Origin of the sequence: Clostridium sp. HGF2 (assembly GCF_964240115.1) — a bacterium.
Lineage (GTDB): Bacteria > Bacillota_I > Bacilli_A > Erysipelotrichales > Erysipelotrichaceae > Clostridium_AQ > Clostridium_AQ innocuum.
The window spans coordinates 18,352-32,765 of record NZ_CAXSSO010000008.1; the positions used below are offsets into that span (position 1 = coordinate 18,352).

The window sequence follows — 14,414 nt, forward strand, 5'->3', positions numbered from 1 at the left end:
ACTATTATAGCATACTTTGAAAAAAATAAACGTGTTTTCCCGCTAATTTTCCTATGTAAGCGCATGTCTTTTACTGACTGCGCCGTTCAGCCATAAGAAAATGCTCATTTCTGAGCATTATTCAATGACGATTGCTGTTGGATCCTCCCGCCATGGATCCTGTTTGTTTATGCGGTCATAAAACAACGTTCCTGAAAAATGATCGATTTCATGCTGAAGGACAATGGCCAGATAATTTTTAGCCTTTATCGTTATTTCCTGCTTCTGCAGCAGATCATATCCCTTCACGGTGATTCGCGCAGCTCTGGGCACGATACCCTCATGCTCATTCTCAACGGACAGGCAGCCCTCTCCGTTTTTCAGATAGGCGCGCTGCACGGACTCGGATACGATTCGCGGATTGACAAGCGCATATTCATCAACCCCCTCCTCATTAGGGACAACCACGGCCAGCATTCTTTTCGGAACGCCAAGCTGTATAGCGGCGATTCCCACCGCAGGACGAAGATTCTCTTTCTCTGCAATTTCTGCATCCTGTGAGTCTTTGACATAGGTCAGCATGTCATGCAGCAGCGTTTCATCCTCAGCACAGAGGGGAAGCGTGACAGGTTCACTTTTCGTACGAACGATTGCATCTGTATCTTTTACAATATCATCATAGTTCAAACTCATATGCAAACTCCTTTTCTTACGATACTATTTTAAACGCTTTTCTCCGAGAATGGAAGTGTTTTGCGAAATTATTGTGAAAAAACATGGAATCTATGATATTATAAAAGATACATGAGAAATGAAAAAGGGAGGAATGCGCATGCGGATAAAAAATATAGTCCTAACGCTGAAGATGCCGAAAAAATTTGATTTTCTAATGCAGTTTGCCGTGCTGATTCTAATCCTGTTCGGTACTCTGATGATCGTATCCACCAATGTTGGAAATACGACCAAGGATCCCTATATCATACCCAAGGTTCTGGCAAAGCAGCTGTTTTTTATCATCGTATCCTATGTGCTGATGACCTTTTTTGCGAATAATTTTACAATGAAGCGCGCACAAAAGCTGTTTCCTATCTTTGGTATCGGCATCATCATCGCATTGTTTTCCACACAGCTGTTTGAAGGTGTGCTGGGAAGTAAGGCATGGATTCGTATTCCGATACCCGGTCTTGGCGAAATGACGATTCAGCCGTCAGAGTTCGCAAAGGTTTATATGGTTGTCGTGATGGCGGTATTTGTAGAGCTGACGGCCCGAAGGCGCAAGTTTAAGTTTTGGACGATTGTCCGTATTCCGGTATATTTTTTCATGGTAATCGCAGCCGCTATCCTGCTGCAGAAGGACTTGGGAACTCTTTTTGTTCTGGTTCTGCTGTGTGCCATCTGTTTTCTGATACCTTCGCATATCAGCTTGCGCAAGCAGCAGCGATGGGTGCGTCTTGGATTGATCATCGGATGTATCAGCATTGTATTTATCATGAGTGAGCCTGTTATTGATTTCCTGAACGGCATCGGACCTTTGCAGCATGTTGCCGTCCGTATTGAAAATGCGCTGAATCCGTTTACGGACCCGCATAACAACGGGTATCAGCTGATCAACGGTCTGTATGGCTTTGCCCGCAGCGGCTTTACGGGAGTCGGACTGGGAAATTCCATTCAGAAATACGGTTATCTGACACAGTCGGACAATGACTTTATCCTGTCGATCATCGTTGAGGAGCTGGGGATTTTCGGACTTATGGTCGTTGTGCTTGGCTATGTGGTCATTTTGCAGCGGCTGTTCTATTATGCCTTTCACACGAAGAGTGAGGGCTATAAGGTCATACTGGTAGGAACCGCCATGTATATTTTCATTCACTTTGCACTGAATGTCGGCGGAGTGAGCGGCCTGATTCCGCTGACCGGGGTACCGCTGCTGTTTATTTCCAGCGGAGGGTCCTCCCTGATGTCCATCATGACGGCAATCGGTATTTCCCAGTCTGTCATTTCCAGAATACGAAGACAGGGCAGTGTGGCAGTCAGTGCGGCAGCCAAGCAGCTGCCACATACATAAAAAAGAGCCCTAAGGGGTAAAGGGCTCTTTAAGAAAGGGAAGAGGAGAAACAAAGATTGGGGGGTAACAGCCGTTTTACCGGCTGCACTATTATACTTCCCCTATGCATTTGCTTTATACATGAGGAGTTGAAAAAAATGAGAATTGTTGCAGGTGAATTTCGATCCCGTGTGATTTCAGCGGTCGAAGGCAATACGACACGGCCTACAACGGATAAAATCAAGGAAGCTGTTTTCTCCCGTATCGGGCCCTATTTTGACGGAGGAAACATGCTCGATCTATTTGGCGGCAGCGGGAATATGTCTTTGGAGGCGATTTCCCGCGGTATGGAGCATGCGCTTGTTTGTGATGTCAGTTATGCAGCTGTATCAACCATTCGTAAAAATGTGAAGACGCTGGATGTTGCCTCACGTGTGACCATCTGGAAAATGGATTATCGTCAGGTGCTTGCCAAGGCTTCACAGGAACAAAGAACCTTTGATCTGGTCTATCTGGATCCCCCGTACAAGAAGCAGCAGATTTTGCATATACTGCAGTATCTCGATACGCATGATCTGGTGAATGAGCTGGGAGATATCATCTGTGAGAGTCTGAAGGAGGATGAATTTCCTGATCAGGTAGGTGCTTTGCATAAGGTAAAGGATGTCACCTATGGAATTACCCGCATAACGTATTATCGAAAGGAGTGCATGGAATGAAAACAGCAATCTTTCCCGGAAGCTTCGATCCTGTTACACTGGGGCATCTGGATATCATTGAGCGCGCCAGCAGATTGTTTGATCGCCTGATTGTCGTTATCCTGGAAAATTCAGAAAAACATGCCACCTTTTCCATGGAGGAGCGTTTGACATTCCTGCGCAGCAACACAGCGCATCTTTCCAATGTCGAGGTAGCCGCTGATCACGGCCTGACGGTTGATTTTGCCAGAAAGCAGGAGGCGGTTGCTATCGTGCGCGGTGTGCGGAGTGTGAAGGATTATGAATATGAGCTGGATATCGCCAGTGTGAATCAGCATATTGCGCCTGAGGTGGAAACTGTACTGTTGTACGCATCCCCGGAATTTTCCTATGTGTCCAGCTCTATCATACGGGAGCTGGTGAAATACGGACAGGATATTTCTGCTTATGTACCGAAGGATGTAACGGAGGCCTTTGTGAATAGATAAAAAGCAGGGAAGGGAAAAGCAGCGGATAGGTATATCATTCCTAACGCTTGAATACCGGTATAAGCTGTTTTAAATTAAAGAATGAAATTCCTAATATACCGATATCAGGGAGAGACGTTTAACAGTAACGGAAATATTGAAAATGAATGAAGAAAAGGAAGATGACGCGGCCTAAATGCCTGATCATCTTCCTTTTCATGCTTCTCAATCAGCTCCGCAACCTGCGTGTGGCTCTTTTTTTATGGCAACATGAATATCAGTATCTGCTGGAGCTTAACAGCGTCTGCTTAATCGAACGATCTCTGCCGTAAGAGAAAGAAATCCATGTCTCGTAACGCTGCCACACCCATGTCATGTAGTTCTTTGATAGCTGCAGGGCTTCTATATGAGCTTTGAGATATAGGCATGGCGTTCATTGGCTTGTGAGCGGTACCGCCTGTGCATCCTCTTCAACAGTGTCCGGAAGATAGTATTCATATTGTTCCAGTATCTGTGATTGCGTTAGCCTTCGATATTTTATAAAACGATAGCATAGAAGAATCACTCTTGCGGCTTCCACTGATAAGATCAGGATCAACAGCTGACACAGGGCAGTCAGAAAGCCTCTTTTTATCATTTTTATCAGTGTTGAAATCAGGTAAAGCAGAAATGCAGCAACAAAATAATTGTGTGTTTTATGCTCGGCTTCTTGAATTGCAGCTTCCAGCTTTCGCATATAGACAGGGAAGTGAAACAGCTCAATAAAGAAAAACAAGGCGCTGATCAGCCACAGAGTGGAGATGCTTTGCTGCATGAGCTGTGCGACAGCTGTCTGCAGACTGGAAGAGCATAACACGAAAATCGAAGAGGCGGTAATGAAAAGCATGTGCAGAAGTGTTTGTATATTCAAAAAGGTGAAGGCATGATAGGTGATCACCATGCTGTTTTTGGACATCCAGTTGATTGGCCGATACAGATTAGCCGGAAACAGCATACAAAGGATAAGACCTAAAATGGAGAAATCCGACAGACGTCTACGCTGCGCTGCACTTTCATACACGATTGCACGTCTATGAATATCTGCCGGTGGAATGCCTGCATAGTCTTCCTGCGAATACGGCTCCCAGCTGCCTCGGCGAAACCGTTCTACCTGAAAGGGAACAGCTTCAAACTTCAGGCGCTGCAGAAGAATATGCAGCAGCTTAGGGTCTTGATAACATCCTGCAGAGAAGGTGGCGATGCTTCTGTTAGCCAGAATTGCATCGAGTACCGTTTTTCGATCAAAGCCGAATTCCTCCAGGATGTCTGCGGCAGTCATCGTGGCTGCTGTATTCCGTATGGTAAGCCGCTCTTTGATATCCGCATCATCCGTAAAGGCATCCTCGTCATAGACCATTTGCTCGAATTCTACAAATTCTTCCCTTCTGCGATAAAACAGTCGGTAAGCGGTTAGAAAGCGACATCCCAAACCGGTAAGGGTAAATGCCGAAACAGCAAGCAGTACCATATACAGCAATGGCTGCAGTCGCTCGGGTAACAGCAGCTGGAGGAAGAGCATGCACAGAATAAAGATGCCCAGAGCGCGTAGGAATGTTTTCTGCAGAAGGTTCGCCGGATGATAGCTTTCCTTTTTTATTCGATTCATAAGAAAGCATCGCATGCATGCATAGCAGGGAATACAGGCAAGCAGCACGAGCATACAGATATCCATGAGGTCTGTGGACGATGCCACATACATCAATATCATATACCCGGGTATCATCGTCAGAAAAAGGATGCCCCAATATAAACTCCTTTGTATGAGCGCTGCATGCGTATGCCATTGCAGAAGGTAATACTGTATCATGACTACAATGGATATCAAAGCGGCCAGTGTGCAGCAGCCATACATGAACAGGGTGGACAGATAGGAGGTTCTTTGCTCAGCTGCAATATATTGCAGTGTGGCAAGAAACCATGAAAGGTTTGTAACAACAAAAAAGTGGACATTGCGGTGCATACGGCTGCCAGCAGCAGAATCGCATTTGCAGCCTGGCTGCTTTTGGTAACGGTGATATGATGTTTTACATAGGCAGTAATAGGATCGTACATGTGAAACACTCCATTCCTTTTATAGTTTATCATACATTTGAGAAAGAGCCAACGATGCCTGATGGTTATGTAGAAAATTCGATAAACTGAAAAAGAAGCTATACGGTATTCCGGAAGAGAAGCATGATTCCTGGACATACATGCACCTTATAGGATGATATTTTGCATACCCTGAAATATGCGATGCTGTACAGCTTTTGTTATCGTACTTTCAAGATTCGCAGAGCCTTCTTAATTTTGTAAGTAAATATTCAGATTGGGCACATAGCATTTCAGGTCAAAGCATGGTATAATTACAAGGATATTGCAGAAAGGATGAACCGTATGAGTTCGATGCATTTTCAGCCGCCGAGTCAGGATGCGGTTAAAAATAAATTTATTACGTCCATGAGCATGCTGCTCATTGTTGTCAGTCTTTATGTTACCTGCTATATGCTGTTCTTTCGCACCGTAGAGGTGGATGTGACAAAGGATGCAGGTATCGAATACAGGGGAGAGGATGGTTCCGCCAGTGTGCGGGTAATCAATCGAAACCAGAATTACAATCAGCGTATACAGGAGTTTATGGATTCCATCACCTATGAGGTGAAGCCGGCGAAAAAGCTGAAAAACGGTGATGAGCTGACCATAACCGCCCGATATGATGAAACGCTTGCCAGCCGTTACCATGTAAATCCGATTCAGACTGTTCGCAGAGTGAAGGTGAAAGATCTTCCGGAGCGGTTTGCGGATGTAAATGAAATCCCTGCTTCGTTTCTTTCTACGCTGGATGATCGAACCAGGAGCTATCTCAATAAAAATATGGAACAGATATTAAATGAGGATTTCACCTCATTCTTCATCCGTTCCCAGCCGGAGCTGGTCAATCAGAAGCAGATGTATCGTGTCTTTCTGGATGGAAAGAAATCCAGTGCAAAGGATAAAATCATCGATATTTATGCAATAACGGCAAAGGGTGAGGTCAACACCTCCAGCAAGAAGGAGACACTGGAGATGAAGGAGGATACCATTTATTATATGATTACATATAATGAAATCAATACATCCTTACGTATACTGGATGAGAACGTGTATGGAGAAAAGCTGATTATCTCCGAATCTAACGATTTGACGAAGGAAACGCAGTTTACCAGCTTTATGGAGAGCAAGTACAAGAGCGCATATGAGGTTCAAATCATGAAATCCGAAGCAAACAGCTGATATACCGGATATGGATTACATAAGGAAGTATAGTTCTTTAAACACACACAACGAAAGGCTGTCTGCACTGTTAGACAGCCTTTCGTTGTGTGAAAAGCAGGGCTATTTCAGTAAGGTGCCAATTGCATCCAGATCCTGCGGGTCACTCTTGTCAAAGCGGATCACGCAGGCGTCCTGCTCGCTGTAGCGGGGAATCAGGTGTACATGAAAATGCATGACACTTTGTCCGGCCACCTCATGGATATTGCTTAATACATTCATTCCCTCGGCATGGGTACGCTCCATAATGCGTTTTGCGAGCATCTGTGCAACCTCCATGACATGCTTCATCAGCTCCGGCTCACAGCTCATGAAATTCTCTGTATGCTGCTTGGGGATTACGAGCGTATGTCCCTTTGTCACCTGTGAAATATCAAGAATGGCAAGCACGGTATCATCCTCATAGATGCGGGTTGCGGGAATTTCACCTTTTACGATACTGCAGAATATACACATAAAAATCCTTCCTTTCCTTTTTACGTATTATAGCAGAAACAGGCAAAAAGAAAAAGAGCACGAAGCTCTTAATCCTGAACGATATAGGATTCATTGGTGGATTTGATACCGTCATAAATATCCTTATCGTAAACTGTGAAATCATATTTTTTCAGATAATAAGCGGTTGCGGCCGGCTCGATATCGGTAGATGCTTTCTCAACGATGCTGTTGATGGCATCCTCTTCAAAATCCTTCGGTGTTGCGTTTGTGACCTTCACAACATAGTATTTCTTGCTGGATGTATCCTCCATCACACTTTCAATCAGACCCTTTTTATTTGTGGATTTGATCTTGTCAAATACCGTTGTCGGCAATCCGCTTTTGGAGTTATAGATTTCTTCTGATCCCTTGTAGGTGGTTGTTGATCCGTATTCCTTCACAACAGCCTTGAAATCCTTGCCGTCCTTGAGTGCCTTCAATGCATTTTCCGCTTTCTTCTTGGAATCAGCCTCCAGAATCTGTGCCTTAACAGGATAATAGCTGTCAAACATGGCTTTTTCCTTAGCTTTTACATACTTTTTGTTTAATTCCTTCTGCTGCAGTCCCGGATAGATGCTTTTTTCCTTATACTGCTCCAGATTATCAAAGCCGTACTGCTTCAGTGTGTCCTGCAGACTGTCACCATACATGCTCTTCAAGGATTTTACAGATTCCTCTGCTTCTTTTTTCATGGCGTCTGAGACCTTGATATTTTCCTTCTTGTAGATCTGTGTCTTGATCAGGCTCAGCGTTTCGTTTGCTCCTGCGCTGGTTTTGATCAGACCGTAAATATCACCGTTGGTTATTTTGTTGCCTTCGATGGTGATCAGTGCTTCGCTTCCGTTTGAAATTCCTGCCGTGGCATCCTTACAGCCTGCCAGAGTGAACAGCATCATAGCGGCGAGCAGTGTACAAAGCTTTTTCATATCTCTCGTCCTCCTATTCCTTTACGTCCAGGATGTCCATGATCTGTTTTTTGACATCATCATTCGCATATTTGATATCCAGCTTCTTTGCAGCTTCCCACAAATACGTGTTGGACAGGTTTTCCGTACCGCTGGCAATCGCCTTGTACAGGGAATCCTTTGCCTTCTTGTCTTTTTCCAATTTTGCTTTATCCGTTTCTTCCACCTTGATCAAGTGCCAGCCGTTGTAGCTGTCATTGCTTTCCTTGACCCAGTCACTGGTTTCTTTGGCCTTCAGCTTGAAGGCGGCATTCTTGAAGCTGTCCACATAAGAGGTGTCGGAATCCATATAGCCCAGATATCCGCCATCACTCGCACTTCCGTCATCACTGTATTTTTTGGCAACATCCGCAAAGCTGTCACCCTTCTTTAATGCATCCTCAACCTTCTGCACCTTTTCCAGTTCCTTCTTGGTCGGCTTGTTTGCATCCTCCATCTTAATCAGGATATGGGAAACCGTACGGGATTTCTTTTCCTTGTAGATTGGTGTAAACAGCTCATCCAGATGCTTGGAAATGTAGTCATTCTGCATTTTTTCCATTTTTGCCACGGTCATGCAGTAGTCATACAGCTGGTCGGAGGTAAATCCGTATTGTGCGATGTTCTGCGAAATCAGAGCCTCTGCATCGGTACCGCTGCTGGCTGCCTGACTTTCCGCACTCTGTTTGATATTGGATTCATACTCCTCAGCCGTCTTTTTCAATTCATCCGTAGTCTTGATGCTGCTGTTGATAACCTCTGCCTGAAATTTCATGAACAGCATACTTTTTCCATACGTTTTACTCAGATTCTTATACAGCTCATCGGCAGTGATATTGACATCACCCTTCAGTCCTGCAACCACATCTTTGCCATCGACACTTTTTCCGGGAAGCTTTCCCTTGTTGGTGTCATAGACGCTGAATATCGCAAAGCCGATAAAAATCAGCGCAATCAGTACGACAAACCATTGCTTTTTCAGTATCTTGATCATAATGTCCTCCTAAATGAATACCGTAACATTATAGTGTATTTGCCTTTCAAATGCAATTTTTTGGAAGTCTTTCCTGTAATTTCACACAAAAGTTCAGAAAGAAATCACATGGCATTCGGTATATGTCACAGAAAGGTTGAGTTTTGTAAAATCGGGGTTTTGCGGCTGTTTTTTATACAATTCCTATTTCTTTTGTATGAAATACAGCGAAATCAATCGTTTGAATTGTGAATTGCAGGAAAATTTGGTATGATAATAACCGGACGAAAGGATGATAATGATGAGTTGTTTACGTATTAAGGATCTGCACGTCAGTGTAGATGGAAAAGAAATTTTAAAGGGGCTGTCCCTTGATATACATAGCGGAGAAACCCATGCACTGATGGGACCTAACGGGAATGGAAAATCCACCCTGCTTGCGGCCATTATGGGCAATCCCAAGTTTCAGGTGACCGGTGGAAGCATTACACTGGATGATCAGGATGTTTTAGCCATGGAGGTGGATGAGCGCAGCAAGGCCGGACTGTTTCTGGGAATGCAATACCCAAGTGAGGTCAGCGGTGTTACCAATTCCGATTTCCTGCGTGCTGCCATCAATGCCCGCAGGGAGCGGCCGATCCCATTGTTTTCCTTTATTCGTGAAATGGAAAAGACAATCAGAGATTTACAGATGAAGGAGGATCTTGCGCACCGCTTTCTCAATGAGGGCTTCTCCGGTGGAGAAAAGAAGCGCAATGAAATCGTCCAGATGAAGCTGTTGAAGCCGTCGATCGCCATGCTGGATGAAATTGATTCCGGACTGGATGTGGATGCTTTGAAAATCGTAGCCGAGGCTGTTGCGGCTATGCAGAGGGAACAGAATATGGGGCTTGTGATCGTATCCCATTATGCCCGCTTTTATGAATTGCTGAAGCCGACCCATGCGCATGTTCTCGTGGATGGACGCATCGTTGTCAGCGGGGGAAGCGAGCTGGTGGAGAAAATTGATCAGCAGGGCTATGACTGGATCGAACAGGAATACGATGTGCAGGTTGTCAGAGAGGAAGAAAAGAAAGTCGAGCTGCTTGGCTCCTGCGGCGCAAGCAGGGGTGCATAATATGGAATATAGCGTACACAGCGGCTTTGAAACGCTGGCTCTTTCACCCCGGAATACGGAAAAGCTGAAGCTTGTGGTGGACGAACGCATAAACGCTTCTCTGCTTGTGACATACAGTGGAACGTGGGAGTCTTTACAGGTGGAGGTCATCGCTTCTCCATACAGCTCATTAACGCTCATGCTGAAAAACGATGGCAGTGAGGATGTGGTGCTGCAGGTCAGCGGCAGTGTCTACCGTGACGCCTCCCTGACACTGGCTCTGTGTGAGCTGAATGCAGGCAATACACAGGCAAGGGTTACCCTTGATTTATGTGAAGAGGGGGCTTTTGCCATGCTGCGCAGCGCATGCATTGCCGCAAGCCGCAAGCAGTTTCACATGCAGTGCAATCATTTGCAGGCACATACGGAGGGTCTCATGGAAAACTATGCCGTCGTGGAAGAAGGCGGACAGTATCGCATGGAGGCCACCGGAAAAATCATCAAGGGTGCCAGGGAAAGCAATTCCCATCAGAAGACAAGAGTGCTGACGATGAGTGAGCGGCACAGCAGTGAAGTGGTGCCTGTGCTGCTGATTGATGAAAATGATGTGAAGGCAAGCCATGCGACAACGCTTGGACAGCCGGATGAAAATCAGCTGTATTACCTGCAGACACGCGGGCTTTCCCGCCGGCAGGCTCTCGGTCTGCTGACCGTCGGCTATATCATGCCGATCACAGAGCTGTTTGATCAGGAAGAAGTACGTACTGCATTGAAGGACGAAATCGAAATGAAGGTGGGTCTACATGCTTGACAATGCAAATATCAGAAAAGATTTTCCTATGCTGCAGAAAACCATGCAGTCACATCCGCTCGTTTATCTGGATAGCGGGGCAACGACCTTAAAGCCCCGGCAGGTAATCGATGCGGTCGTCAACTATTATGAGAATTACGGTGCCAATGCGCACCGCGGAGATTATGATCTGAGCTATTTTGTGGATCAGGAATATGAACAGACCCGTAAGGATGTCGCAGCCTTTCTGCATGCGGCGGATGCACGGGAAATCGTTTATACAAGTGGAGCCAGCTCTGCTTTGAATCTGGTGGCATACGGCTATGGCCGCAAGTTTCTGCAACGGGGCGATATCATTTTGACCAGTGTGGCGGAGCATGCTTCGTGTGTGCTGCCGTGGATGCGTGTTGCACAGGAATGCGGAGCTGTTGTTCAGTATGTGCCGCTGGATGCGCAGGGACGCATCACCCTGGAGGCAGTTGCTTCCATGATGAATGAGCGCGTGCGTGTGGTTGCGCTTGCACACATCAGCAATGTGCTTGGCTATCTGGCACCGATGCGTGAAATATGCGAGCTTGCACACCGCTATGGAGCCGTGGTTGTCGTGGACGGTGCGCAGAGTGTGCCGCATATCCCGCTGGATGTCGTCGCTATGGACTGTGATTTTCTGGCGTTCTCCGCGCACAAGATGTGCGGACCGACCGGAATCGGAATACTCTATGGCAAGCTGGAGCTGTTAGATGCCATGGATCCGCTGTATCTGGGCGGGGACAGCAATGCACGCTTTGACATGTGCGGAAATATTCAGCTGAAAAACGCACCCTATAAATTTGAGAGCGGCACACAGCCGATTGAAGGCATCTTCGGTCTGCATGCAGCCTTACAGTATATCCAAAGCATCGGACGAAAGAATATCCACGCATGGGAAATGGAGCTGCATGACTATGCGATCCGTGAGCTGCGCAGGCTGGATAATATTGAGGTATACAATCCGGATGCAGACACGGGCATCATTACCTTTAATGTAAAAAATGTATTTGCACAGGATGCGGCGACCTTCTTCAATGCGAACGGGATTGCCGTGCGCAGCGGACAGCACTGTGCCAAGCTGTTAAACAATATGCTGGATACGTCCGCAACCATCCGGGCAAGCTTTTATCTGTATACATCCTATGCGGATGTCGATCGGTTTCTGGATGTATGCCGCAGAGCAACCATGGAAGCCTGTCTGGATGTCTTTTTTTAGGAGGTCGTAAAAATGAGTGACTTAATGAAGGATCCGATGATTTTGCGTTCCATCATCATGGATCATTATGAATATCCAAGAAATCATGAGCTGACAAAGGAGGACGGCTATGTGCAGAAGCATATGGCCAGTGAATCCTGCATTGATGATATTTATGTACAAAGCAGAATACGGGACGGTGTTGTGGAGGACGTGCGCTTTGACGGTGTGGCATGCACGATCTCCACAGCCTCCACCTCCATCATGAGTGAGCTGCTGAAGGGAAAACGCGTGGAAGAGGCAAAGGACATCATCGCCAATTATTTTCACATGATCGATCAGCGGGACTATGATGAGGAGAAGCTGGAGGAGGCGGTGGCATTCCACAATGTGGGAAGTCAGGCCAACCGGATCAAATGCGCCACCATCGGCTGGAAGGCGATGGAGGAAATGATCGAGGAAAGCGAGGAGCGTCATGAGTGAAACCAGAATTCCGGTAAATGAAGAATATAAATACGGCTTCCATGACGAGAATGTCAGTATTTACAATACGGGAAAGGGACTGACCAGAGATACAATTCTGGCAATCTCTCATAAAAAAAAGGAGCCGCAGTGGATGCTGGATTTCCGTCTGCGTGCCTTTGAACAGTTTGAAAGCATGGATATCCAGACCTGGGGTCCGGATGTGACCAATCTGGATTTTGATGATTATACATACTACATCAAGCCAAGTGATAAAACGGAGAAAAGCTGGGAGGATGTTCCGGATACGATCAAGGATACCTTTGACAAGCTTGGGATACCCGAAGCGGAAAAGGAGTTTCTGGCCGGCGTAACCACGCAGTATGATTCCGAGGCGGTGTATCACAATATGCTGGAGGAGGTGGAATCCAAGGGCGTCATTTTTCTGGATACCGATACAGCCTTAAAGCAGCATCCGGATCTGTTTCAGAAATATTTCGGCAGGCTGGTACCGTATACCGACAATAAATTCGCAGCCTTAAACAGCTGTGTGTGGAGCGGGGGAAGCTTTATCTATGTGCCGAAAGGGGTAAAGCTGGAAAAACCGCTGCAGTCCTATTTCCGTATCAACACGGAGCGGATGGGGCAGTTTGAGCGTACGCTGATTATCGTGGATGAAGGCGCAGATGTGCATTATGTCGAGGGCTGTACGGCACCGACCTATTCCAAGGATTCGCTGCATGCGGCTGTCGTGGAAATCTTCGTGCATAAAAATGCACGCTGCCGCTATTCCACCGTACAGAACTGGAGCGATAACATCATCAATCTGGTGACCAAGCGCGCCAAGGTGTTTGAAAACGGAAGTATGGAGTGGATCGATGGAAACATCGGTTCTCAGACGAATATGAAATATCCGGCCTGTATTCTGGCAGAGCCGTATGCAAAGGGAACGTGCATTTCCATTGCCGTTGCGGGGAAGCATCAGATACAGGATGCCGGAGCCAAGATGATTCATCTGGCAGACCATACCTACAGCAATATCGTATCCAAATCCGTTTCCCGAAACGGTGGAGAGGTCAACTATCGTGGGCTGGTGCTGCATGGTCCCAATGCCGCCTTTGCGAAAAGCAAGGTGGAGTGTGATACGCTGATTTTGGACAAGCAGTCCCGCAGCGACACCATACCGACCAATATTTCCAAAAATATGACATCGCAGATTGAACATGAGGCAACCGTTTCCAATATCAGTGAGGAACAGCTGTTTTATCTGATGAGCAGGGGACTGAGCCGCAGTGCTGCGACCGAGATGATCGTAATGGGCTTTCTGGAGCCCTTTACCAGAGAGCTGCCGATGGAATATGCGGTGGAGCTGAACCAGCTTCTGAAGCTGGATATGAGTGACTCCATTGGATGATGTCAGAGCGCGTGCGCTGAAGCGCAGGAATGCACTGAGCAGGGAAGAACGCATACAATACAGCCGCAGAATCTGTGAACGTGTACAGCCATTGCTGCACGGTATCGTTGCACTGTATCGTGCTGTGGGCAGTGAGGCTGATCTTTCCTATCTGGATAAAAGCGGTCTGCATCTTTGTCTTCCGGCATGCAGCAAAGCGGATATGCGCTTTTATCACATTGATGAATCAACTGAATATCGGAAGAGCAGGTTTGGTATCTGGGAGCCGATCCATGCACTGCCTGCCGAAGCATCGCAACTGGACATTGTTCTGGTGCCGCTGGTAGCCTTTGATGAAGCCTGTAACCGCATGGGACATGGCTGTGGCTATTATGACCGCTATCTGCCGGCGTGCAGAGCAACAACAATCGGTATCGCCTTTGAATGTCAGAAGGACATCCTGCAGCTTCATGCGCATGACGTGCCTCTGGATATGATTGTGAGTGAACAGCAGATGTATCGTAGAACGTGAACCG

Annotated in this window: 15 protein-coding genes; 10 read left to right on the forward strand and 5 right to left on the reverse strand. The window is 46.6% G+C overall.

The annotated features are described in order from the left end of the window. Positions 1–117: 117 nt before the first annotated feature. Positions 118–672, reverse strand: a complete 555-nt coding sequence (gene def / locus ACESPQ_RS13955; protein WP_002608817.1) for a peptide deformylase — start codon at positions 670–672, stop codon at positions 118–120. A gap of 139 nt (positions 673–811) precedes the next feature. Here def and ACESPQ_RS13960 point away from each other — a divergent pair, with 139 nt between their 5' ends. The 3 genes from ACESPQ_RS13960 (at position 812) to coaD (ending at position 3,209) form a co-directional block, all read left to right on the forward strand. Next, complete coding sequence (locus ACESPQ_RS13960; RefSeq protein WP_002608818.1) at positions 812–2,044, forward strand: FtsW/RodA/SpoVE family cell cycle protein; 1,233 nt, start codon at positions 812–814, stop codon at positions 2,042–2,044. 128 nt (positions 2,045–2,172) lie between these two features. Next, complete coding sequence (rsmD, locus tag ACESPQ_RS13965) at positions 2,173–2,742, forward strand: 16S rRNA (guanine(966)-N(2))-methyltransferase RsmD (RefSeq protein ID WP_257316452.1); 570 nt, start codon at positions 2,173–2,175, stop codon at positions 2,740–2,742. Next, positions 2,739–3,209: a pantetheine-phosphate adenylyltransferase gene (coaD, locus tag ACESPQ_RS13970; protein WP_002608820.1), complete on the forward strand. Its 471-nt coding sequence runs from the start codon at positions 2,739–2,741 to the stop codon at positions 3,207–3,209. Before rsmD ends, coaD begins: the two co-directional genes overlap by 4 nt. A gap of 412 nt (positions 3,210–3,621) precedes the next feature. On the opposite strand, the gene ACESPQ_RS13975 is transcribed toward coaD, so the two are convergent. Next, positions 3,622–5,187, reverse strand: coding sequence for a hypothetical protein (locus ACESPQ_RS13975; RefSeq protein ID WP_373144500.1), 1,566 nt, complete (start codon positions 5,185–5,187; stop codon positions 3,622–3,624). 416 nt (positions 5,188–5,603) lie between these two features. Between ACESPQ_RS13975 and ACESPQ_RS13980 the strand changes: the two genes are divergently transcribed. After that, positions 5,604–6,479 carry a hypothetical protein gene (locus tag ACESPQ_RS13980; protein ID WP_002608824.1) on the forward strand — a complete coding sequence of 292 codons (876 nt, stop codon included), beginning with the start codon at positions 5,604–5,606 and terminating at the stop codon, positions 6,477–6,479. A gap of 102 nt (positions 6,480–6,581) precedes the next feature. Here ACESPQ_RS13980 and ACESPQ_RS13985 read toward each other — a convergent pair whose 3' ends face one another. The 3 genes from ACESPQ_RS13985 to ACESPQ_RS13995 all read right to left on the reverse strand — a co-directional run bounded on the left by ACESPQ_RS13985 (position 6,582) and on the right by ACESPQ_RS13995 (position 8,933). Beyond that, the gene (locus tag ACESPQ_RS13985; protein WP_002608825.1) at positions 6,582–6,974 is read right to left on the reverse strand and encodes an HIT family protein; all 393 of its coding nucleotides are present in this window, start codon (positions 6,972–6,974) and stop codon (positions 6,582–6,584) included. A 68-nt stretch (positions 6,975–7,042) separates the two neighbouring features. After that, positions 7,043–7,921 (reverse strand): peptidyl-prolyl cis-trans isomerase, encoded by an 879-nt coding sequence (locus ACESPQ_RS13990; RefSeq protein WP_002608826.1) that lies wholly within the window; start codon positions 7,919–7,921, stop codon positions 7,043–7,045. 13 nt (positions 7,922–7,934) lie between these two features. Next, the gene (locus ACESPQ_RS13995) at positions 7,935–8,933 is read right to left on the reverse strand and encodes a peptidylprolyl isomerase (protein WP_002608827.1); all 999 of its coding nucleotides are present in this window, start codon (positions 8,931–8,933) and stop codon (positions 7,935–7,937) included. 277 nt (positions 8,934–9,210) lie between these two features. On the opposite strand from ACESPQ_RS13995, the gene sufC reads away from it, so the two are divergent. The 6 genes from sufC to ACESPQ_RS14025 are packed head-to-tail and all read left to right on the forward strand — an operon-like array spanning position 9,211 to position 14,410. Beyond that, positions 9,211–10,029 (forward strand): Fe-S cluster assembly ATPase SufC, encoded by an 819-nt coding sequence (sufC, locus tag ACESPQ_RS14000; protein ID WP_002608828.1) that lies wholly within the window; start codon positions 9,211–9,213, stop codon positions 10,027–10,029. A gap of 1 nt (position 10,030) precedes the next feature. Next, a complete protein-coding gene (locus ACESPQ_RS14005) occupies positions 10,031–10,819 on the forward strand; it encodes a SufD family Fe-S cluster assembly protein (protein WP_002608829.1) in 789 nt (262 codons plus the stop codon). Next, on the forward strand, positions 10,812–12,044 hold the full coding sequence (locus ACESPQ_RS14010; RefSeq protein ID WP_002608830.1) for an aminotransferase class V-fold PLP-dependent enzyme: 1,233 nt from the start codon (positions 10,812–10,814) through the stop codon (positions 12,042–12,044). Before ACESPQ_RS14005 ends, ACESPQ_RS14010 begins: the two co-directional genes overlap by 8 nt. A gap of 12 nt (positions 12,045–12,056) precedes the next feature. Next, the gene (gene sufU, locus ACESPQ_RS14015) at positions 12,057–12,506 is read left to right on the forward strand and encodes a Fe-S cluster assembly sulfur transfer protein SufU (RefSeq protein ID WP_002608831.1); all 450 of its coding nucleotides are present in this window, start codon (positions 12,057–12,059) and stop codon (positions 12,504–12,506) included. Continuing rightward, positions 12,499–13,899 carry a Fe-S cluster assembly protein SufB gene (sufB, locus tag ACESPQ_RS14020; RefSeq protein WP_373144501.1) on the forward strand — a complete coding sequence of 467 codons (1,401 nt, stop codon included), beginning with the start codon at positions 12,499–12,501 and terminating at the stop codon, positions 13,897–13,899. The genes sufU and sufB overlap by 8 nt, the downstream gene beginning before the upstream one ends. After that, positions 13,892–14,410 carry a 5-formyltetrahydrofolate cyclo-ligase gene (locus tag ACESPQ_RS14025; RefSeq protein ID WP_008727696.1) on the forward strand — a complete coding sequence of 173 codons (519 nt, stop codon included), beginning with the start codon at positions 13,892–13,894 and terminating at the stop codon, positions 14,408–14,410. The genes sufB and ACESPQ_RS14025 overlap by 8 nt, the downstream gene beginning before the upstream one ends. Positions 14,411–14,414 lie beyond the last annotated feature (4 nt).

Excerpts from the sequence above, each read along its gene's own strand:
- ACESPQ_RS14005 (WP_002608829.1), top strand. The coding sequence starts at position 10,031 with ATGGAATATAGCGTACACAGCGGCTTTGAAACGCTGGCTCTTTCACCC.
- ACESPQ_RS13980 (WP_002608824.1), top strand. The coding sequence starts at position 5,604 with ATGAGTTCGATGCATTTTCAGCCGCCGAGTCAGGATGCGGTTAAAAAT.
- ACESPQ_RS13960 (WP_002608818.1), top strand. The coding sequence starts at position 812 with ATGCGGATAAAAAATATAGTCCTAACGCTGAAGATGCCGAAAAAATTT.
- ACESPQ_RS13990 (WP_002608826.1), bottom strand. The coding sequence starts at position 7,921 with ATGAAAAAGCTTTGTACACTGCTCGCCGCTATGATGCTGTTCACTCTG.
- ACESPQ_RS13985 (WP_002608825.1), bottom strand. The coding sequence starts at position 6,974 with ATGTGTATATTCTGCAGTATCGTAAAAGGTGAAATTCCCGCAACCCGC.
- def (WP_002608817.1), bottom strand. The coding sequence starts at position 672 with ATGAGTTTGAACTATGATGATATTGTAAAAGATACAGATGCAATCGTT.
- coaD (WP_002608820.1), top strand. The coding sequence starts at position 2,739 with ATGAAAACAGCAATCTTTCCCGGAAGCTTCGATCCTGTTACACTGGGG.
- sufU (WP_002608831.1), top strand. The coding sequence starts at position 12,057 with ATGAGTGACTTAATGAAGGATCCGATGATTTTGCGTTCCATCATCATG.
- ACESPQ_RS14010 (WP_002608830.1), top strand. The coding sequence starts at position 10,812 with ATGCTTGACAATGCAAATATCAGAAAAGATTTTCCTATGCTGCAGAAA.
- sufC (WP_002608828.1), top strand. The coding sequence starts at position 9,211 with ATGATGAGTTGTTTACGTATTAAGGATCTGCACGTCAGTGTAGATGGA.
- ACESPQ_RS13995 (WP_002608827.1), bottom strand. The coding sequence starts at position 8,933 with ATGATCAAGATACTGAAAAAGCAATGGTTTGTCGTACTGATTGCGCTG.
- ACESPQ_RS13975 (WP_373144500.1), bottom strand. The coding sequence starts at position 5,187 with ATGCACCGCAATGTCCACTTTTTTGTTGTTACAAACCTTTCATGGTTT.
- sufB (WP_373144501.1), top strand. The coding sequence starts at position 12,499 with ATGAGTGAAACCAGAATTCCGGTAAATGAAGAATATAAATACGGCTTC.